The following is a 19,247-nucleotide window of genomic DNA, read 5'->3' on the forward strand; positions in this document are numbered from 1 at the left end:
CCTAATTTATGGTTGATAATATTGTGGCTTCATCCCTTTGGCTTGGAGTTCCTTTGCCAAACGTTCTGCTGAGGCAGCATCGTTCAAAGCCCCCATTTGAATTTTGACACCCTTTGAGAAGTTCCGCACGTAGGCATCGGGAACTGCGGTTCTGGCTTGTTGCAGAGATTTTTCGTTGGTGTAATCGGTGACGACGTAATAGAAACCGTCGGTAGCCCGTGTCGGAGTTCCTAGCGGGGCTGCTGCGGCTGGGGCTGCTACAGCGGCTGGGGCTGCTACAGCGGCTGGGGCTGCGGCTGGCTGGGCTGGAGAGGGTGTCGGAGGCAGTGTCGGCAGTGTCGGGACTGTCTGGGTGGCGCTGGGGCTGGGGCTGGGAAGCAAAGCGGTACTGATATTGTTAAGTCCTTGTTCCCTACCTCTGGCCGGGTTGCCGTCTTCTGTAGGAATCGGGACAGCGTCGATGGGGGCAGGAGGTGCTGGCGGATTGGGGGGGATTGATGCTTTTGGTGATGGGGAAGCAATGGGGCTGGTTGTAGGATTGAGGTTGCTGAGAGTGTCCAAACCTACCTTGACAAATTCTTGGGATGGGAGATATGGAGATCTCGGCAGTTCGTTGCTGCCGCTATCTCTGGTTGTAGCTGCCGGACTTTCGTTACTAGAGGGTGTTGTGCGATCGAGCAAACGGTTCAGGCCGGCCATTTTAGCCACACTTGACGGGTGCATGACTGCGTAGCCCAAAGCTGTGCATGACATCAGAAACAGCAGCATCGAACTCAGTCCCAAGGGCGTTAACAGACTGGTGGCCAAACTGCGTTCCACCGCTGGCTCGGATGCAGCTTCGTCCAAACTTTCGATCAGTTTTTCGCTGGATTCGAGATAATTGTTGGGTGCGAAGGTACTGCTAGATAATTTTGTGCCGCCCGTGGTAGTTGCTAGCGGGGCATCGCCCTGGACACCGGCAATGGATAGGGGCAGCGACAGCGGCTGCTGGGTTTCCTCCGCAGCCAGCGGCGGCAGGTTTTGGGCCTTCTGTTGCTGGGTTGTGGCTGTTTGCTTGCCGGTACGAACTGATGGCGACACCCACTGTTCGGCGCGCCGCCTGTGCCTTCTGTATGTTGTCAGTTCTGCTTCTAGGTTTACATCCATACACCCCAGGACTGCTTGCAAAGCAGGCTTGATTGGGGTTGAAGAGGATTGATGATTTGGGGATTCCACCGAATAACGCTTACTCATTAGCAAAACTCCTACCGCCTTTGAATTGATTTTAATGTTTAGATTCTAGATAGGACTTACGCACTGTACAAATTTTCTTTTCTGTGCCTAACGAGAGTTCCTCCTGTGCGCGATGTACGATCGCAGCATCCAGGAAAGTTTTTTCCCAAAATTATGTAAGATTTTTGGGCAAATGTATCTTAATATACCATTTCCTGCTTTGGGATATTTGAACATCTGGGTAAGTGCGCAAGTCCTAGTAAAGATCGACAAGAAGCTTGAAAACTTGCCTATTCTAGGATTACCTGCTTTTGGCGTCAAGGCAACTACTGCCTTCGATCCCATTGTCGATCGCCATTTGCTATTTTTTCATTTTTATTTTAAAACTGAATTATTGCCGTGTCTCGGAAGCTGCTTACCCACACTCTCAGAAGCTTTTGCTGGTCGCAGTGACCGCTCCTTTATAACATCTCACAGTCGTTCCGCATTTGTCCTTTTTGTTGATCCCTGACCCTTTATAAACTTTTAACCTGTCTTTTTCGCTACAAAATGAGGAAGGACTGAGGTGATTGTTTCTATATATAACAAGATTATAAATAAATTATAAAGTTTAATTATGCTCCGGGGATCGCTATAACCCAGACAGCATAAGGGCTGGGATGCTCTAAAACCTCCTAGCTCTACACAGGAGAATTAGAGATGAAACTGATTTCCCCAAACACTTTTATGAAAACCCCATTAACTTCAGCTTGCCGTCACTGCCGCCACTACACTCCTGAAGGAAGACGCGGGGGTGTTTGTTCTCTACTGAGCGTGCCGGTGCAAAGTCAGTGGAAAGCTTGTTCTTTGGCGGTTTCGCCTTTTGGGCCATCTTGGGAAAACATAGCAGAAATTGGACTGTGGCAAGAGACTGTGACGCTGGGCGAGGCCGCCGTCACTGTTTCTGAGCGCAATTCCTGCCAGTTGACAGGCACAACGTTAACCGAAAAATCCGCAGCAGTGTCGCTATAGTCAGTCGCCAACAGGAAAAATCATACCATTTTCGATTTTCGTATTGAAGATTGTCGATTGGGGAATCACTTATGACTATCTTGGTTTGAATCTGGCAAAGCAGTTTCATTCTTTATTCGGAAGTGGTATCAATACTGACACTTTTTTGGGGACGATCCAGTTAATTCGGCTCATTCAACTCACAGAACTCAATAGCATCTGTAACTTGAATGAGGGAATCCAAACAACTCATTTCTCGATCGAGCTATGGCAGCCAAGGATATTGAGTAAAATCCGGTTCCCGTTTTTCCAAAAAGGCTTGTTTGCCTTCGGCGCCTTCCTGGGTCATATAATACAGCAAAGTGGCGTTTCCCGCCAGTTCTTGCAGACCGGCTTGACCGTCGCAGTCGGCATTAAAAGCGGATTTTAAACAGCGGATCGCGATCGGACTTTTTGAAAGAATTTCTAGAGCCCACTGCATCCCTTCGAGTTCGAGTTGTTCGACGGGTACGACGCAGTTGACTAAACCCATTAAGAGAGCTTGCTGTGCGCTGTACTGGCGGCACAAAAACCAAATTTCTCGGGCTTTTTTCTGGCCGACAACTCTGGCGAGATAGCTAGCTCCGAAACCGCCGTCGAAACTGCCGACTTTTGGGCCGGTTTGCCCGAAAATAGCATTGTCAGCCGCGATCGTCAAGTCGCAAATTAAGTGTAAAACGTGACCGCCACCGATCGCATATCCTGCAACTAAAGCAATCACAACTTTGGGCATAGATCGAATCAACTTCTGCAAGTCGAGCACGTTCAACCGGGGTATCCCACCTTCGTCTACATATCCCGCAGCACCTCGCACGCTTTGGTCGCCGCCAGCACAAAAGGCGTATTTGCCGTCTGTATGAGGCCCCGCACCGGTGAAGAGGACAACGCCGATTTTTGTGTCTTCGCGGGCATCAGTAAATGCATCGCACAGTTCCTGCACGGTTTTGGGACGGAAAGCGTTCCGTTTGTGAGGTCGATTGATGGTAATTTTGGCGGTGCCGCCGCTTTTGTGATAGAGAATGTCTTCGTAGGTTTTGGCGGTTTGCCATTCAATTTGCATAATCAATCAGTCGATTTTAGATTTTAGATTTTAGATTTTAGATTTACTCGGCAGATGAATCTCCTGAGCAGGAACTTTAGTCTAAAATTGGGGGCAGCATCTACTCATATCATGTCCGAAGAGAACTCCGATACTAAGATTTGTTCGATCGTTCGGACTTCAGTCCTGGGATGGATGCGGACTAAAGTCCTCACTACAAACCTTTTTTAGGGAGACCGAGCTGGGGCGCTCGAACCCGCGATAATTCGCTTTTAGATTTTAGACGGATTCGGTTCAACGGGAGACAAAGGTCGATCGACTCTTGCCAAAAAATCCAGCGGGACTGGTGGCCCAAACCGGCTTGTTCGCCAAAATAAACCGTGCAGCGCTCTTGCTGCGGGTTAAACAACCCGGTTTTTGAGGCAAGAGCCCGCAAGTCCCGTCTCCAATGGCAACAGCGTCAAATTCTCAGATTCTTCTGTCAATTTTTGACTCTGCAAATAATTTATATGCGCTGCATTATTTGCGCTGCAAAAGACTCAGCAGGTGCTTTGCTGCTTTGGCAAATACTGGATCGCGGGACTCGAATGCGCTGGGAGCTAGTAAAGCTTTAACTTCGGCAAAGTCTTCAGGGTCGAGGGTTCCTTCTTTGGTAAATAAAGTGTCTACGACTGCAATGTGTCTGGAGTCTAGGCCGAGCCGGTTTCCGATCGACTGTAAGTACATTTGCTCCCGCAGGTCGATGTGTCCGTCTACCGCTGACATTTCGTAGCCGGAACCGATGAGCAACAGCTTTTCTGATTCTGAGAAGAAAGCTGTCAGGGTTAGCAATTCCGTGGGGTTGAAGTAAACCTGCTGTTTGGAGACTCCTTTGACAAGGCGCTGAATTAGTTCTATTCGATGTGGATCGCCGCTGGCAAAGGCTTTGAGAGTCTTTTGCAGCCGTTCTTCTTCTTCAACTGCGATCGTCCTGTCGATAATCATCACTCCGCGCAGGATGGAAATCAGAGCAGTCAGAAACACTACCAAAGGAGTTATATCTTGTTCGCGGAGCTTTTGCCGGCTAATGCGGGACAACAGCTCAACAACTTCAGTGCTGATCGTCGTGGTGTCCATAATTAAAAATTGCTCTCGATGGGGCTGTGGTGTAACTTTATTTCTCGATCTTAAGTGTTTTTAGCTAGGCAATTATGCCATACATTCCCCAAAAAACTTGTTTTATTAGCGATCGCACTTATTCTATCCACAGCAAGTGGATAAATAAGACAATGTTAAGTGTTTTGAGTTGCGTAGGTATACCGTGAATTTGCAAACAGAGCCGTTGTCTATTGGTGATTCTAATTATGCTATTCACAAACGCTGGATGACTAGGGCTGTGGAACTGGCACAAGCAGCGGGTGCTGCGGGTGAAGTGCCCGTGGGTGCTGCAATTATTGATGGTACTGGCAAATTGATTGCCGAAGCCCAAAATCGGCGAGAGCGAGACTGCGATCCGACTGCTCATGCTGAAATCTTGGCGCTGCGGGCGGCGGGCAAAGTTTTGCAAGACTGGCATCTTAACCAATGCACGCTCTACGTGACGCTGGAGCCTTGCCCGATGTGCGCTGGTGCGATCGTACAAGCTCGGATCGGTTTGCTGGTATACGGAGCAGATGACCCGAAAACTGGCACGATTCGGACGGCGGCTAATATTCCAGATAGCGCCCATTCGTGTCACAGGTTACAGGTGCTCGGCGGTATTATGGAGTCTGTTTGCCGAGATCAGTTGCTTTCTTGGTTTGAAGCACGCCGCCCAAGTTAACAGGTAAAATTTTTTACTCTCTCATCGCCGATGTTTAATCGAACTTGGCTCTTTAACTGAAATAATAGGTAATTGCCCGATCGAGCGAAAGACGGCGGTTGACCCCGCCCAAAAAACGGATACAAGTTTCCGACACTCTCAGTGGCGATCCCCAAATTTTAGACAAAAGTTCAAGCTCCGATGATTCATCTGCCCTTGTAAATCTCAAATCTCAAATCTGCAATTCTTTAATCGGTTGACGGCTCTGTCGTAGTGCTGTCCGGTTGCCTGAGGTTTTACCTGTTACAGATTATTATTGGTCGGGGCGATCGAGCGATCGGCGAAATGCCAATAGCAAAAGTGTCCCCATCGAAAAACTAAAGGTTTGCCAAGCAACATATCTTTAGACTCTATATATCGATAAAGCAAGGTCATTGCCATGCGTCATACTGCCGCGATCGCCGCCCTGTCCAGTAAATCCTCTCTAGTGAAGCCAATGCCTGCCAAGGTAGCATCTAATACCTCTCGCGTTTCTCCTTGGTTAACCTCCTTGTTCTATCCGCTAGGTCACTATATTGTCCTACCGTTTTATTTTGGCAAGATTGAGATAACCGGACAGGAGCACTTGCCGAAAGACGGGCCTGCGATCTTAGCCCCGACGCACCGTTCCCGGTGGGATGCCCTGATGATGCCTTATTCAACGGGACAGATGGTGACTGGACGCGATTTGCGGTTCATGGTAACTGCTGATGAAGTCACAGGAGTACAAGGTTGGTTCATCAGACATTTGGGAGGGTTTGCCGTGGATATCAGGCATCCGGCAATTAGCAGTCTTCGTTACGGAGTGGAATTGCTGCTCGACAAGCAAATGTTGGTGATTTTTCCCGAAGGTGGCATTTTTCAGGATGGCGAAGTTCACCCTCCGAAGCCTGGATTGGCTCGTTTGGCCATGCAAGCGGAGTTGAGCACCCCTGGCTTGGGTGTGAAGATTGTACCGATGAGTATTCGTTACCGCCCGCGCATTCCTCGATGGCGTTCGAGGGTGAAAATTGCGATCGGTGCTCCGATTTCTGTGGCAGATTATACCCATGGTGGCGGCGGTAAAAAAGAAGCGCGATTGTTGATGGCCGAGATCGAAATGGCTCTTAAAACTCTTGATGAATGTTGATAAGTTCGGCAACGGATTTTTTAAGGGATTTAACGGAGGGATCTTCGGCAGCGAGCCATGTACGGGATGGATGTTTAAGAAATAATGAATTATGAATTATGATATAATATTTTTTGGTGCTGTGGAGAGTTGCGGCACTTATTTTGCTTGGTTATGTCTGTATTAAGAGTCAGCATTAATGGATTGCGCTTTGAATTTTAAGCCTGGTCAAATTGTGAGTTTAGAATGTGGAGATGCGTGCCTGCATTCAGAGGTAATTCAAGTAGTTGAAGCACGTCAAATTTGTTGGGTGCGCCCTTTGATGTTGGTTGGATTCGTTTCGGGGAAGGATTTCCCCCAAAGGTGGCCGCAAGAATACACTTTATCCGATTTGCGGGATGGTGCTGATTTGCTGTGGCCGCTGAGTTTGTTTCGGGCGGCGCTGGATACGGAGGTGATTTCGCTGTTGACCCAGTTGCAGTCTCTGGACTCTGATAAGAAGGATAGCACGATCGCCTCTCGGCAACTTAGAGATTTTGTCGATCGAGTTTGGGCAGCTTTTCCGAATGCTTTTCAATAGTCAGTAGTTATTAACTGGTTCCCAGGCTCTGCCGGGGAAACCATATCCAGAGGCTCTGCCTCGCTCTAAATGGAGGCTCTGCCTCCGGATATACTTTACCAGGCTGGAGCCTGGTAACGAGTAACGAGTAGCGAAGCCGACTCTAATAATTCATTTGCGTAGGTAAAATTTGAATCGCCGACTCTAATCTTTTTCGCTTAAAATACTTAGAAAACGGCGTGAGAAAGTTCTGCCGGATTCAGATTATTATGAATAACTTGACCGTCGCGGAACCAAACAACCCGGCGAGTTTGACGCGCTACTTCCGGTTCGTGAGTTACCATCACAACAGTCATGCCGGCTTCATTGAATTCTGTAAAAATATCCATTACTTCTTGAGTAGTTTTCGTATCCAATGCACCAGTCGGTTCATCTGCAAGCAACAACACGGGACGGTTAACAATAGCCCTAGCGATAGCTACCCGCTGCTGCTGTCCTCCTGATAGTTGATTCGGTTTATTCTTCAGCCGACTTTCCAGCCCGACTTTCGTTAAAGATTCCTCTGCGCGTTCGCGTCTTTCTGCTGAGGGAATGCCTGCATAAACCATTGGTAACATGACATTTTCTAATGCTGTTAGTTGAGGTAGCAGGTGAAATTGTTGGAAGACAAAACCTAATTTTAAATTGCGAATTCCGGCTAATTCTGATTCGGGCATTTGGGCGACATCTACGCCGTCTAGGTAGTAACTTCCGCTTGTAGGTCGATCGAGACAACCGATAATATTCATAGCTGTAGATTTGCCTGAACCGGATGCGCCCATAATTGAGCAATACTCTCCTTGCGTTACCGTCAAGCTGACACCGTTGAGGGCGCGCACTTCGAGGTCGCCTATGCCGTAGACTTTGGTTACGTCTTTGAGACCGAGGATGACGGGTTTTGAGGTGACTGCGAGGTCGAGGTCTTGGTGGGTCTCGGTTTGTAGTTCAGGCATTTGTTTTTATGTGCGATCGACACAACGTACTACTAAGTTAACACTTCTGAGGGGTTTTCGGGGCTGAAAGGGCGATCGCTTGGACGGTTGCGGGACTTACGCACGGAGGCTCAGAAACCCGGTTTCTGAAATCTTCGACGTGGGCGAGAAACCGGGTTTCTACGAGTCTTGTATTGGGTGACGAGAAATCTCCGAAGAAACCCGGTTTCTGAAATCTTCGATGGAGGGCGAGAAACCGGGTTTCTACGAGTCTTGTATTGGGTGACGAGAGATTTACGAAGAAACCCGGTTTCTGAAGTCTGGAATCTTCGGCGGGGGCGAGAAACCGGGTTTCTATGAGTCTTGTATTGGGTGACGATAAATCTACAAAGAAACCCGGTTTCTGAAATCTTCGATGGAGGCGAGAAACCGGGTTTCTACGAGTTTTGCATTGGGTGACGAGAAGTTTACGAAGAAACCCGGTTTCTGAAGTCTGAAATCTTCGGCGGGGGCGAGAAACCGGGTTTCTATGAGTCTTGTATTGGGTGACGATAAATCTCCCAAGAAACCCGGTTTCTAATGTCCTTAGCCCCAGTGGCTGCGGTCATAACTTATTTCTCCTTTTTTTGTTTATATCATAGCTTGTCTAGTTTTGCCAATTGTTTCTCGGCAAATTTTCGGACTTGTTGATCTGGATCGTTGGCAAATCTATCGCGAAGTATTTCTAATGTTTTTGGGCGATCGGGGTATTGCTTAATCATAATTTTCAGTGCTTTTTGTCGATGGTTATCTTCAAATTCGCCCTCGCGTTCAAAAGGATGATTGATAGCGATATCGCATAACCATTCAAATATATCTACTTCATCTTTCCACCAGATTGCTAATTCTTCAACTGCTGTTATTCTGACATTCCACTCATCGTGTTGAGCGATATTTTTTAGGAGAGGCAAGGTTTCAGAGTCATCTTTCCATCCGCGTACTAACTCTTCAACTGCTAACGATCGCACATTCCAATTATCATCAGATTGAATCTGTTGTTTGAGTAGGGATAAGGTTTCTCGGTCATCTTTCCACCCGCGTGCTAATTCTCGAACTGCTGCATATCTCACCCACCAATCATCATTAGATTGAACCTGTTGTTTTAGTAGAGGTAAGGTTTCCGGGTCATCTTTCCACCCTCGTGCTAATTCTTGAACTGCTGTCGATCGCACCCTCGAATTATCATCATATTCAGCCAGTTGCTTGAGAATATGTAAGGTTTCTAGATCGTCCTTCCACTCGTGGGCTAATTTTTGGACTGCTGTTTGTCTCACAGCTAAATCATGGTCAGATTGAGCTAGTTGTTTGACGATATGTAAGGTTTCTGGCTCATCCTTCCACCTGCGTGCTAATTCTCGAACTGCTGCTTGTCGCACAATGCGACTATAATCAGCAGATTGAGCGATTTTTTTGATAAAAGATAAGATATCCGGGTCATCCTTCCACTCATTTGCTAATCCTTGGACTGCTGAATATCCGACAGCTTTACTATTAGATTGAGCTAGGTGTTTGAGCAAAGGTAAAGTTTCTGGGTTATCTTTCCATCCGCGCGCTAATTCTATGACGGCTGCTCCTGGCACATCCAAATTATTGTCAGATTGAACGAGCTGTTTGAGCCAAGGTAAAGTTTCCGGGTCATCTTTCCAATTGCGTGCTAACTCTTGGACTGCGACACGTCGCACATCCCAATCATCATTGGATTGAACGCATTGTTTGAGCCAAGGTAAAATTTCTGGGTCATCCTTCCACCAGCGCGCTAATTTTTGAATTGCTGCTTCTCGCACATCTGAATCATCATCATATTTAGCTATTTGTTTGAGTAAATGTAAAATCTCTTGGTCATCTTGCCAAGCAAAGGCGATCGCACTTACTGCTTGAGTGCGAATTTGCGTAACTAGCTCCTTTTCTTCATAAGAGTCATAATAGTAATTGAGGTCATACTTTGTTAACTCTTTTAAGCATTCAAGCAATTGACTCTCAACCCCAGCAATCTCTTTTCTATCCCTCACCTCATCCAAACACTTCGCCGCCAAAAACAGATTGGTAAACTTTTGGGATTCCCCATCTAGAGCCATCATAAACTCAATCAATTCCCCTGTCAATTTTCCAGCAATCAATCCCGCAATCAAACACAAAACTTCTTGCCAAGATTCATCATGCCAGTGCGGGCCAAAAACTTCTGCTTTCAACTCATCCAGCGAGAGTTCTAGAGCCTGAACCCGATTCACTACTTGTGATGCACAGAAATATTCCCAAAAAGTTCGATGTATAAAACCGTAATTATCCGCACCCAAATAACATAAGATAAAATTGCGGGTTCGCAGTTGGTTAATTATCAACCTGGCCCGCTCAGTCGAGCGATCGAAATCTTTCTGCTTGAGATATCCTGTTAGAATATCCTCCAAATCTTCCGCGCTAATAATATTCCCAGCCAACCCTTCTGGTGCTGCTTGCATTTTCCACGCGACTCGCCGCAGCATTTCTTGCTTGTCTTTAGCATCAATCGTTTTTGGATCGAGCCTGCTATCCTCTACTAAAGACCTTTCTACATCCCATTGATACAGCAATACCCGCGAAGCTTGATTGTAAAGTTCCGCCCTGTCTCTCGGCAATTCTTGACTGCGATTCAAAATTGCCATAATTGTCAACAATAACGGATTTCCGGCTAAATCTCGAATCATTGATGAATACTCCAGTGCTTTTTTCATGCGCTGACTAATTCGCGCTTTTTCCCTATCATCACTAAAAGTCAATTCATGCCAGCGGTGCACAAAATCCTGAATCTGTTCCGCATTCAAGTCTTGGAGAATAAAGTGATGAAACTCCGCATCTTTCAACCGTTGAGCTTTGTAACCAATAATCCGAGATGTGACAATCACTCGCACGCGCGGATACTCGTTGGTAAACCGATGAATCGCGGTAATTACATCTTCTCGTTTTCCAGAATCGAAAATTTCATCTAATCCGTCGAACATCACTACGGCGTCGCCTGCTTTAAGCTGTTCGTGCAATTGATGCTGATTTAAGTCACAAATAAAACCAGAATCTTTATGGCAAAATTCCAGGAAATTCTTGCAATGTCCTGATTCCACGTTGCGAATGTAAATCCGCAATTCTATTAGCAGCGGAATTGGCAGAGATGTGACGCTATTTAAGGGCGATCGCGCCCAGGTTAATGCTAAATATTGTAACAGAGTAGACTTGCCGGAACCCGGATAGCCTAAAATCACAATGTAGGGATAGTTTGCCTTGTCATTGATGACATCTAACACCGAGACGATCGCCTGAGAGAGATAGCCGCGCCGATATTTCTCTAAATTTTCAAGTTCGATCGCCTCTAATCGATCGCTATCTTGCAGCCGCCGTTGATATTCTTTCGGGATTTCGTAAGCTTGGGGCAGAAATGACTCGTAAATCGATCGCACATCTTGAAAAATAAAGATTTGCCAAACCTTCAGCTTGGCGCGATCATCGTAGGTATTCGCATCGACGCTGCTTAAATCGAGATTGCTGTAACGCTCGCACAGAGCCTCTTGATATTGCCTCAAGTCAAAATCGGGGATAATTCCAGCCATCTCTTGAGTATTTTGCTGAATTTTATCCAGATTTTGAGCATTCAAGATATCCCGCAAGTCTTTTGAGTCAAAGAGAATTTCTTGAACTTCGGCGAGATACTGATTGGCGATGGTTGGCCACTTAAATCTTGGCGGTAAAGCAGCTAAATCGAGTTGAGTCCAGGTTTGTTCTAGAAGTTCAGCATCGAGGGATTCGCGATCGCTCTCAAAGGCCTTGCCCAAAATTTCCTTAACTGACTTGTTGCCGATAAACTTTTTAACATCTTTAATATACAGCTTAATCTGTTCTGGGGAAAGTCCGCCGATTTTTAACTGTTGTTGCACTAACTCCAAAAACTTTTTGAGGGCTTTACCCGCAGCGACTTGTCGGGGGTCTTTTTCGCCAAATAAGACGTTTTTTAGGGAATCTTTGAAAAAATCTTTTACCAAATCCTTTGCGCCGTCTACTGCCAACTCTTCTAAGATGGGTTTGACGAGAATGCCGACTCCTTGCGTTACTCCCCAGACGACAAGCCAATCAATCATACAGCTAGCTCGATTGTTAATTTATATTTATAATATAGCAATTATCAATGATTGATGAAGTTCAAAAAAACTGTAGGGTAATCTCCGTCGTTGCCCCGATAGGTTAGGATAGTATCAGTCTTCTGTCACTGCGATTAGGCCAGATCCCCCCTAGCCCCCCTTGAAAAAGGGGGGGACAAGATTCTGCTCTAAGTCCTCGAACAATTTGGGGGATTTAGGGGAAGCGAGACTTCAGCTATAAGCAGCAATTTACAATTACCAATTCCCTCTGCTACCGCCAAAAAATAGTTACATTTTTATATGTTTCTGGCGAGTTGGTTGTGCTATAATCTAATAATGGGAGTGGGCGCAATTTTAAAATTAATGCACAGATTTCCATTATCTAATAATACCATGTCAAGGGGAAGAAGTAAAGCTGTCAACCGCCAAAAAAACGAAAAATTTTTGAGATATGATTAAGAAAAGTAAAGCGCAAAAATCGTCAATCAAGTTGAAATAGGCAAGTAGCAACAATTATGACATACGACTACGATTTGTTTGTGATCGGTGCAGGTTCCGGCGGATTGGCGAGTTCTAAGCGGGCGGCATCCTACGGGGCGAAAGTGGCGATCGCCGAAAATGACTTAGTAGGCGGCACCTGCGTCATTCGCGGCTGTGTCCCCAAAAAACTCATGGTGTACGCCTCTACATTTTCTCACCTGTACGAAGATGCGATCGGCTACGGTTGGAGCCCAGTAGAACCCAGTTTCAACTGGGAAAAACTCGTCACCACCGTAGACACTGAAGTCCGACGGCTGAGCCAACTCCACATTAGCTTCCTCGAAAAAGCCGGAGTTGAATTAATCTCAGGATACGCCAAATTTATCGACCCCCACACTGTCGAAGTTGGTGACAAAAAATACACCGCTGCTAAAATCTTAATTGCTGTCGGCGGCGAAGCTCAGAGAATCGATATTCCCGGCATCCAACACGCGATCACTTCCCGCGAAATCTTCCTCTTAAAAGAGCAGCCGAAACGGTTGGCAATTTTGGGCGGCGGTTACATCGGTGTTGAATTTGCTTGCATTATGAACGGGTTGGGAAGTCAGGTGACTCAAATCATCCGGCGCGATCGCATTTTGCACTACTTTGACGAAGAACTTCGCGCCAACGTCCAAGAAGGAATGGTTAAGCACGGCATTAATTTTGTCACGGGAAGCTCGATCGCACAAATCGAAAAAACCCCAGAAGGCCTAAAATTAACACTGTCGGGAGAATCAACAGAAACCTTGACAGTAGACGCGGTTTTGTGCGCTACCGGACGTTTGCCGAATTTGGAAAAATTGGCTTTGGAAAATGCGGGAGTTGAAACCGAAAAAGGTGCGATCGCAGTTACGAAAGATAGCCGCACCAATCAACCGCACATTTTTGCTGTCGGAGATTGCACCAACCGGATTAATTTAACACCAATTGCGATCGCCGAAGGACGCGCTTTTGCCGATACGGAATTTGGCAACAATCCCAGAGCAATCAGTCACGAAAATGTCGCATCAGCCGTGTTTTCCCAGCCGGAAGCTGCTACCGTCGGCTTAACTGAAGAGGAAGCCAGAGCTAAATTTGGTGATTCAATTAAGTGCTACACAGCCAAATTTAGACCGATGTTTCACGCTCTGACAGGCGCAGATGAGAAGACTTTTGTCAAGTTAGTTGTTGAAACTAATACTGACAGAGTTTTGGGCGTGCACATGGTTGGCAAAGACGCGGGCGAGATTATTCAAGGAATGGCGATCGCCGTTAATATGGGAGCTACCAAGAAAGATTTCGACGCTACTATCGGCATTCACCCATCGACTGCTGAAGAGTTTGTGACTCTGCGGTAAACCTCAAATCGGGAAACGGCAAAATCAGGACACGGCAATGCCGTTTCCCTACCCCCAAATTACTTGTTACCAGGCTCCCGCCTGGTAACGCAGATCCGGAGGCTCTGCCTCCTCTTTCGGCAGCGAGGCAGAGCCTCTAGATATTAGTTACTTGTTACCAGGCTCCCGCCTGGTAACGCTGATTCGGAGGCTCTGCCTCCTCTTTCCCCAACGAGGCAGAGCCTCTAGATATTAGTTCCCAGGCTCTTCCTGGGAACGAGTTAAATCTTCAACCCTTGGCAATGCGCGTGAAAGTTTGTGTAGACGCGGTTTCAACCGCCGTTTCCCTACCCGTCGCCCCAGAAAAAAAGAATTTTAAATCCTTTGAACCTTTTTCGCGCTTGTCCTGTCTAAACGCTTCAGATAACGAACAGGTGAGGGATACTTCACAGGTGTTAGGTGTGCCAGCCAATGTTTTAATCGATGACTGTTCCGACTCCTACTTAGTCGATCGGTGCTTAAAGGGCGATCGTACTTGCTTTCGTCACCTTTACCAACGCTACCAACACAAAGTCAGGTCAACCCTTTACCAACTCTGCGGTTCATCACTTCTAGACGACTTAACCCAAGAAGTATTTCTGCGAGTCTGGAAAGGATTACCCAAACTCAAACACCAGGAAAACTTTTCAACTTGGCTGTATCGCATCACTTGGAACGTGGCATCTGACCAAAGACAAGCATTTGCTAAACAGCATTCCTTTGACTCCCAACTCAAAAATCAAGAAACAATCGATCGGGTTATTCTCAAAGATAACACATCCAACTTGATGCAGTTGCACTATCAAGATTTAGTGCAGCGAGGATTGGATCAATTGAGCTTTGAACACCGCAGCGTTTTGGTGCTGCACGACTTAGAAGACATCCCGCAAAAAGAAGTAGCCCAAATTTTGGGACTGCCGATGGGGACTGTTAAATCTAGGGTATTTTATGCCAGGAATTCTGTGCGCCATTTTTTGCAAAAACAGGGGGTTGACGAACTATGAACGATGAAAATAGCGACGACAAATTAGTGAATTTTTTGAAGCAAAATCGCCCAAATGTTCCGGATGTCTCCCCCGAATTTGAGCAAAGAGTTTTAGCAGCAATAGATAGGAATGACGCGATAGATCAAAAGTCTTTGGGTGATTCGCGATCGATCGCATTTAGCAAAAAGTCAAAAACATTCGGCTTGGCAAAATGGGCTGTTCCTTCTGCGATCGCTGCTAGCTTGCTAGTTTTAGCGTCAGGCTATCGTATCCTAACTACCGCACAAATTCACGCCGATGAAGCCGCGCATCTAGAAGCATTTCTTGTAAACAACTGGGAAGGTGCATTGAACGATTCTCACACCGAAAATTTGCTCGATCGCCCACAAACAGACTTATTTGATTACGCTGTTACCGATGACACCGAACTGCCCACAAATTAACTAATCTTAAAGAGGTAATCTTTCATGTCAATGCGCCGAATTTCTGCCCTAGCTATTTTAATCTTGACCCTCGGTACTGCCACCGCCGCCACCGCCGCTCCCAGCCCAGTTCAACCGGAAACGATTGCGCGCAATGAAAATGCAAATCGATCGGGTGGTAAGGTAGGTGGGATGTTTGAGAAACTCAATTTAAGCGCCGATCAAAAGCAAAAAATGCAGGCAGTTCGCGATCGCTACAAAGACCAAGTTTCCCAGCGGATGCAAGCAGTCCGCCAAGCCCGAAAAGAATTGGAAGCGATGATGTCTAGTTCCACGGCAAATGCCAGCCTAATGCGCGACAAACACCGCCAAATCATGGGATTGAGACAGCAGTTGGAAGAGGTGCAATTTGAAAGTACATTGGCAATGCGAGACGTGCTGACACCCGAACAGCGCAGCCAATTCTCTCAACAGATGCAGCAGCGCAGGGAAGGTGCTAAAGCCCGGAGACAAAACAGCCAAAAATCCCAATAATCTACACTGCTACCGACTGCACGCCCTACTAAAAAATAAACTTGTCGGGTGTGCAGCCACCAGTTCGATAATTTAAGTTAAAATAATTAGTTGGTAAATTTCCTAAAATTTTCTGGATGAATCTACCCAACAATGCGAGTTACATTTATTTACACGGATTTGCTTCAAGTCCCGATTCGCTAAAAGCTAAATATTTTCGCGATCGCTTTTCTTCCCTAGGAATTGACCTCAAAACTCCCGATCTCAATCAAAACGATTTTTCGCGCCTCACTCTCACGCGCCAATTACACCAAATAGAAACAGAATTTCTGCACGCGCCATCCTCCCAATCTGCCGAAAATGTAATAAATCTAGGGGAAGTTACCATCATTGGGTCGAGTTTTGGCGGGCTGACAGCGGCTTGGTTGGCCCAGCGACAATTGTCAGTAAACCAAATAGTTTTGCTAGCACCAGCTTTTCAATTTCTCTCCCACTGGCTGCCGCTGTTGGGACAGCAACAGTTGCAAAAGTGGCAGTCTGAGAAATATTTGCCAGTTTATCACTACCGCGAACAGCGTTATCTGCCGTTGAATTATCAGTTTGTGGCAGATATGGCTCCATACCCTGAACAAAAATTAATGCGGTCAGTCCCTACGTTAATTCTTCACGGCAAGCATGATACAATCATACCGATTCAAGCTAGCAGAAATTTTGCCGCTGACCGTCCCTGGGTGCAATTAATCGAATTAGAAGACGATCATTCTTTGGGAAATGTCCTAGCGGAAATTTGGGAAGCGATTCAAAAGTTTTGCCAATTCAAAAGTTAAAAAGTTACCAACTTGCAAGTTTCAATAATCAAATGACTGAACAAGATCGATCGACTCGCACCTTAGCCGTTGATATTGGCGGAAGTGGCATCAAAGTTATGGTTTTGGACGCTGAAGGTGAACCCCAAACTGAACGCAGCCGTTTAGAAACGCCTCAACCGCCGAAAACAGAACCCGTATTAGAGGCGATCGCCTCTTTAGCAAGCGCACAAGGCGAATTTGACCGAGTATCCGTGGGTTTTCCCGGTGTCGTCTGTCGCGGCATCACCAAAACCGCAGTCAATTTAGATCCGTCTTGGATCGATTTTGACCTAGCAACTACCCTCAAAGATCGCTTGGGAAAACCTGTGCGAGTGGCTAACGATGCGGATATTCAAGGATTGGGAGCAATTGCTGGAACGGGGGTAGAATTAGTAATTACCCTCGGTACCGGTTTCGGTTCGGCCTTGTTTGTCGATGGTATCTTGGTGCCCAATCTAGAATTAGGACATCACCCGTTTCGTAAAGGCGAAACTTACGAACAGCAATTAGGGCGTTTGGCATTAGATACCGTAGGTTCCAAAAGGTGGAACCGCCGTCTGGAAAAAGCGCTAGTGTCTCTCCAAAATCTCTTTAACTGCGATCGCCTTTACATCGGCGGAGGCAATACCAAAAAAATTACTTTTGATTTACCGCCCAATGTTAAAATAGTACCGAATGTCAGCGGTTTGTTGGGCGGGATTGCTTTGTGGCGCGATTGAATAAACTTGGTGGCACAAGTGCCCATCAATATCAAAGAAAATCAAAGAAACCGGGTTTTTGACCAGGATTCAAGGCAAGAATCCACTATGATCGTAAAAAACCCGGTTTCTGCGTCCCAGACAGTTGATTTGGTTTTTGGCTGGTGCGTTAGCGGAGCCCTCAAAGAGGATCGCCATTTAAAAAAATTATTCGCCCCTCGGATCGCGGTAGCGTGTGGGTTCATCCTTGCGAAACAGATTCGCCAAACCGAGGATGCCCAACAAACCCAAAGCACCCCAATGATTGTTGTCACTCTTGCTTTCTTGAAACGGAGTTCTGTCTAGAATAACTCGATTAGAATCAGTATTGTTCTGTGCCGGAGCGGAATTAGTTTGAGCCGATGCAGGCATAGCTGAAGGGAGAACAGCCAAACTCAAAGCTATGAGGGTAGCAGCGGCATTTGTAGATATATCGTTCGGCTTGACTTTCATACTTGGTTTCCAAATATCAGCAGTTACTCTATCAAAAATAATCAATTGGCCGCTGCCACCGCATCAATCGATCGACAGAAACTCAATTCCCTCTCCTCTTGCTTTCGAGATAGAAAAGGCTATATCCTAAGTTGAGACGCCTTTGATACAGAAAAAGTAAGTCGGGATGCGGCAGACATTTCAGCAGCGAGGTAAAAAAGAAAATTTTTGCATTCGTAAATTTTCTTGACTTCGGCCTTCTGCCTTACTTTGTAAGCTCACAACAATCTCAAATCAAAAGTTTAAAATCATACCATGCTTTCCTTTATCCGCAAAGACTTAGCCGAACTTACCGCATACACTCCCCATCCGGGCGGCGTCTCAGGAGAATCAGCGCACTCGGAAAGTGTACTCGATCGCCTAGACACCAACGAATGCCCTTACGATCTGCCAGAGGAATTCAAACAAAAGCTAGCTTGGACTTACCAGCAGTTAATTGAGACAAATCGCTATCCCGACGGAGGCCACGCAGCACTCAAAGAAGCGATCGCCCAATACGTCAACGAATCCCTAAATATCCCCCCCCTTAACAAGGGGGAGAGCCTCAATATCCCCCCCCTTAACAAGGGGGGGCTAGGGGGGGTTCCACAGCCAAAAACCGCCATTACAGCCGACAATATCTCTGTCGGTAACGGTTCCGACGAACTAATTCGATCGCTCTTAATCGCTACTTGCTTGGGCGGCGCCGGCTCCATTTTCGTCGCCAATCCCACCTTTTCGATGTACGGAATTACCGCCACCACCCTCGGCATTCCCGTTGTCAGTGCCCGGCGCCAAGAGGAGAATTTTGCGCTCGACATCAATGCAGCTAAAAGCGCGCTCGACCAAAATCAAAATCCCCCCGTCCGCATCGTCTTTGTCGTCCATCCCAACTCCCCGACAGCCAATGCTTTAACAATCAATGAAATAGAATGGCTGTCAAGTTTGCCAGAAAATATGTTAGTAGTAATTGACGAAGCCTATTTTGAATTCAGCCAAAATACCTTAGCCGACAGATTGCACCAACATCCGAATTGGATAATTTTGCGAACATTTTCCAAAGCATTTCGCCTAGCGTCAATGAGAGTCGGATATGCGATCGCCCATCCCGAACTCACAGCCACCTTAGAAAAAATCCGCCTTCCCTACAACCTTCCCAGTTTCTCGCAAACAGCGGCAGAGTTTGCCCTCGCCCAGCGGCAATTATTGCTAGCAGTAATTCCTGAAATTATCTCAGAAAGAGCCAAATTAATTGCAGCGCTAACTCAGCATCAAAAACTGCAAGTTTGGCCGAGTGCAGCTAACTTCGTTTACCTGCGGGTGAAAGCCGCTGAGGGCAAATCTGCCGAAGCAGAGCACCAACAAATCATGCAGCAGCTAAAAGCTCAAGGTACTTTAATTCGCCACACAGGCGGAGGTTTGCGAATTACCGTGGGCAGCCCGGAGGAAAATCAGCGCACTTGCGATCGAATCTCTGCGATTTTGAATTGAGGAATTACCCACGGGTAGTCAGAAAC

Annotated in this window: 18 protein-coding genes; 12 read left to right on the forward strand and 6 right to left on the reverse strand. The window is 46.6% G+C overall.

What is annotated here, in order from left to right; translation table 11 throughout:
- Positions 1-6 precede the first annotated feature (6 nt).
- Positions 7-1,233, reverse strand: a complete 1,227-nt coding sequence (locus tag QUB64_RS29225; RefSeq protein WP_333277410.1) for an SPOR domain-containing protein — start codon at positions 1,231-1,233, stop codon at positions 7-9.
- Positions 1,234-1,345: 112 nt separating this feature from the next.
- Here QUB64_RS29225 and QUB64_RS29230 point away from each other — a divergent pair, with 112 nt between their 5' ends.
- Together QUB64_RS29230 and QUB64_RS29235 are read left to right on the forward strand one after the other, a co-directional pair.
- Complete coding sequence (locus QUB64_RS29230; protein ID WP_333277412.1) at positions 1,346-1,723, forward strand: hypothetical protein; 378 nt, start codon at positions 1,346-1,348, stop codon at positions 1,721-1,723.
- Positions 1,724-1,911: 188 nt separating this feature from the next.
- The gene (locus QUB64_RS29235; RefSeq protein WP_333277414.1) at positions 1,912-2,223 is read left to right on the forward strand and encodes a hypothetical protein; all 312 of its coding nucleotides are present in this window, start codon (positions 1,912-1,914) and stop codon (positions 2,221-2,223) included.
- A gap of 244 nt (positions 2,224-2,467) precedes the next feature.
- Here the strand turns inward: QUB64_RS29235 and menB are convergent, their stop codons facing one another.
- Entirely contained in the window at positions 2,468-3,301 is an 834-nt protein-coding gene (gene menB, locus QUB64_RS29240; protein ID WP_333277416.1) for a 1,4-dihydroxy-2-naphthoyl-CoA synthase, read from the reverse strand.
- A 498-nt stretch (positions 3,302-3,799) separates the two neighbouring features.
- Positions 3,800-4,396 carry a TerB family tellurite resistance protein gene (locus QUB64_RS29245; protein WP_333277418.1) on the reverse strand — a complete coding sequence of 199 codons (597 nt, stop codon included), beginning with the start codon at positions 4,394-4,396 and terminating at the stop codon, positions 3,800-3,802.
- Positions 4,397-4,580: 184 nt separating this feature from the next.
- Between QUB64_RS29245 and QUB64_RS29250 the strand changes: the two genes are divergently transcribed.
- From QUB64_RS29250 to QUB64_RS29260, 3 genes are all read left to right on the forward strand, one after another.
- Complete coding sequence (locus QUB64_RS29250) at positions 4,581-5,081, forward strand: nucleoside deaminase (protein ID WP_442921729.1); 501 nt, start codon at positions 4,581-4,583, stop codon at positions 5,079-5,081.
- Between the two features lie 418 nt (positions 5,082-5,499).
- Positions 5,500-6,228: a lysophospholipid acyltransferase family protein gene (locus tag QUB64_RS29255; RefSeq protein WP_333277420.1), complete on the forward strand. Its 729-nt coding sequence runs from the start codon at positions 5,500-5,502 to the stop codon at positions 6,226-6,228.
- Positions 6,229-6,406: 178 nt separating this feature from the next.
- The gene (locus QUB64_RS29260) at positions 6,407-6,787 is read left to right on the forward strand and encodes a hypothetical protein (protein ID WP_333277422.1); all 381 of its coding nucleotides are present in this window, start codon (positions 6,407-6,409) and stop codon (positions 6,785-6,787) included.
- 206 nt (positions 6,788-6,993) lie between these two features.
- Here the strand turns inward: QUB64_RS29260 and QUB64_RS29265 are convergent, their stop codons facing one another.
- Both QUB64_RS29265 and QUB64_RS29270 read right to left on the reverse strand, forming a co-directional pair.
- Positions 6,994-7,758 (reverse strand): ABC transporter ATP-binding protein, encoded by a 765-nt coding sequence (locus tag QUB64_RS29265; protein ID WP_333277424.1) that lies wholly within the window; start codon positions 7,756-7,758, stop codon positions 6,994-6,996.
- 614 nt (positions 7,759-8,372) lie between these two features.
- A complete protein-coding gene (locus tag QUB64_RS29270) occupies positions 8,373-11,876 on the reverse strand; it encodes a HEAT repeat domain-containing protein (RefSeq protein WP_333277426.1) in 3,504 nt (1,167 codons plus the stop codon).
- Positions 11,877-12,391: 515 nt separating this feature from the next.
- Between QUB64_RS29270 and gor the strand changes: the two genes are divergently transcribed.
- The 6 genes from gor to QUB64_RS29300 all read left to right on the forward strand — a co-directional run bounded on the left by gor (position 12,392) and on the right by QUB64_RS29300 (position 17,241).
- The gene (gene gor / locus QUB64_RS29275) at positions 12,392-13,735 is read left to right on the forward strand and encodes a glutathione-disulfide reductase (RefSeq protein WP_333277428.1); all 1,344 of its coding nucleotides are present in this window, start codon (positions 12,392-12,394) and stop codon (positions 13,733-13,735) included.
- A 431-nt stretch (positions 13,736-14,166) separates the two neighbouring features.
- Positions 14,167-14,757, forward strand: coding sequence for a sigma-70 family RNA polymerase sigma factor (locus QUB64_RS29280; protein WP_333277466.1), 591 nt, complete (start codon positions 14,167-14,169; stop codon positions 14,755-14,757).
- Positions 14,754-15,182: a hypothetical protein gene (locus QUB64_RS29285; protein WP_333277430.1), complete on the forward strand. Its 429-nt coding sequence runs from the start codon at positions 14,754-14,756 to the stop codon at positions 15,180-15,182. The genes QUB64_RS29280 and QUB64_RS29285 overlap by 4 nt, the downstream gene beginning before the upstream one ends.
- A 24-nt stretch (positions 15,183-15,206) precedes the next feature.
- Positions 15,207-15,695, forward strand: coding sequence for a Spy/CpxP family protein refolding chaperone (locus tag QUB64_RS29290; RefSeq protein WP_333277432.1), 489 nt, complete (start codon positions 15,207-15,209; stop codon positions 15,693-15,695).
- Positions 15,696-15,811: 116 nt separating this feature from the next.
- Positions 15,812-16,501 (forward strand): YqiA/YcfP family alpha/beta fold hydrolase, encoded by a 690-nt coding sequence (locus tag QUB64_RS29295; RefSeq protein ID WP_333277434.1) that lies wholly within the window; start codon positions 15,812-15,814, stop codon positions 16,499-16,501.
- A gap of 32 nt (positions 16,502-16,533) precedes the next feature.
- Positions 16,534-17,241: an ROK family protein gene (locus QUB64_RS29300; protein ID WP_333277436.1), complete on the forward strand. Its 708-nt coding sequence runs from the start codon at positions 16,534-16,536 to the stop codon at positions 17,239-17,241.
- A gap of 186 nt (positions 17,242-17,427) precedes the next feature.
- Here the strand turns inward: QUB64_RS29300 and QUB64_RS29305 are convergent, their stop codons facing one another.
- Positions 17,428-17,712: a WGxxGxxG family protein gene (locus QUB64_RS29305; protein WP_333277438.1), complete on the reverse strand. Its 285-nt coding sequence runs from the start codon at positions 17,710-17,712 to the stop codon at positions 17,428-17,430.
- A gap of 294 nt (positions 17,713-18,006) precedes the next feature.
- Between QUB64_RS29305 and QUB64_RS29310 the strand changes: the two genes are divergently transcribed.
- Positions 18,007-19,221, forward strand: coding sequence for a histidinol-phosphate transaminase (locus QUB64_RS29310; RefSeq protein WP_333277441.1), 1,215 nt, complete (start codon positions 18,007-18,009; stop codon positions 19,219-19,221).
- The last annotated feature ends 26 nt before the right edge of the window (positions 19,222-19,247 follow it).

Origin of the sequence: Microcoleus sp. Aus8_D2, from assembly GCF_036702665.1 — a bacterium.
In the GTDB taxonomy this organism is placed as follows: domain Bacteria; phylum Cyanobacteriota; class Cyanobacteriia; order Cyanobacteriales; family Microcoleaceae; genus Microcoleus.

What these genes read in the sequence shown, in the direction of transcription:
- QUB64_RS29225 (WP_333277410.1), bottom strand. Translation starts at nt 1,233, where the DNA reads ATGAGTAAGCGTTATTCGGTGGAATCCCCAAATCATCAATCCTCTTCA.
- QUB64_RS29230 (WP_333277412.1), top strand. Translation starts at nt 1,346, where the DNA reads ATGTACGATCGCAGCATCCAGGAAAGTTTTTTCCCAAAATTATGTAAG.
- QUB64_RS29235 (WP_333277414.1), top strand. Translation starts at nt 1,912, where the DNA reads ATGAAACTGATTTCCCCAAACACTTTTATGAAAACCCCATTAACTTCA.
- menB (WP_333277416.1), bottom strand. Translation starts at nt 3,301, where the DNA reads ATGCAAATTGAATGGCAAACCGCCAAAACCTACGAAGACATTCTCTAT.
- QUB64_RS29245 (WP_333277418.1), bottom strand. Translation starts at nt 4,396, where the DNA reads ATGGACACCACGACGATCAGCACTGAAGTTGTTGAGCTGTTGTCCCGC.
- QUB64_RS29255 (WP_333277420.1), top strand. Translation starts at nt 5,500, where the DNA reads ATGCGTCATACTGCCGCGATCGCCGCCCTGTCCAGTAAATCCTCTCTA.
- QUB64_RS29260 (WP_333277422.1), top strand. Translation starts at nt 6,407, where the DNA reads ATGGATTGCGCTTTGAATTTTAAGCCTGGTCAAATTGTGAGTTTAGAA.
- QUB64_RS29265 (WP_333277424.1), bottom strand. Translation starts at nt 7,758, where the DNA reads ATGCCTGAACTACAAACCGAGACCCACCAAGACCTCGACCTCGCAGTC.
- QUB64_RS29270 (WP_333277426.1), bottom strand. Translation starts at nt 11,876, where the DNA reads ATGATTGATTGGCTTGTCGTCTGGGGAGTAACGCAAGGAGTCGGCATT.
- gor (WP_333277428.1), top strand. Translation starts at nt 12,392, where the DNA reads ATGACATACGACTACGATTTGTTTGTGATCGGTGCAGGTTCCGGCGGA.
- QUB64_RS29285 (WP_333277430.1), top strand. Translation starts at nt 14,754, where the DNA reads ATGAACGATGAAAATAGCGACGACAAATTAGTGAATTTTTTGAAGCAA.
- QUB64_RS29290 (WP_333277432.1), top strand. Translation starts at nt 15,207, where the DNA reads ATGTCAATGCGCCGAATTTCTGCCCTAGCTATTTTAATCTTGACCCTC.
- QUB64_RS29295 (WP_333277434.1), top strand. Translation starts at nt 15,812, where the DNA reads ATGAATCTACCCAACAATGCGAGTTACATTTATTTACACGGATTTGCT.
- QUB64_RS29300 (WP_333277436.1), top strand. Translation starts at nt 16,534, where the DNA reads ATGACTGAACAAGATCGATCGACTCGCACCTTAGCCGTTGATATTGGC.
- QUB64_RS29305 (WP_333277438.1), bottom strand. Translation starts at nt 17,712, where the DNA reads ATGAAAGTCAAGCCGAACGATATATCTACAAATGCCGCTGCTACCCTC.
- QUB64_RS29310 (WP_333277441.1), top strand. Translation starts at nt 18,007, where the DNA reads ATGCTTTCCTTTATCCGCAAAGACTTAGCCGAACTTACCGCATACACT.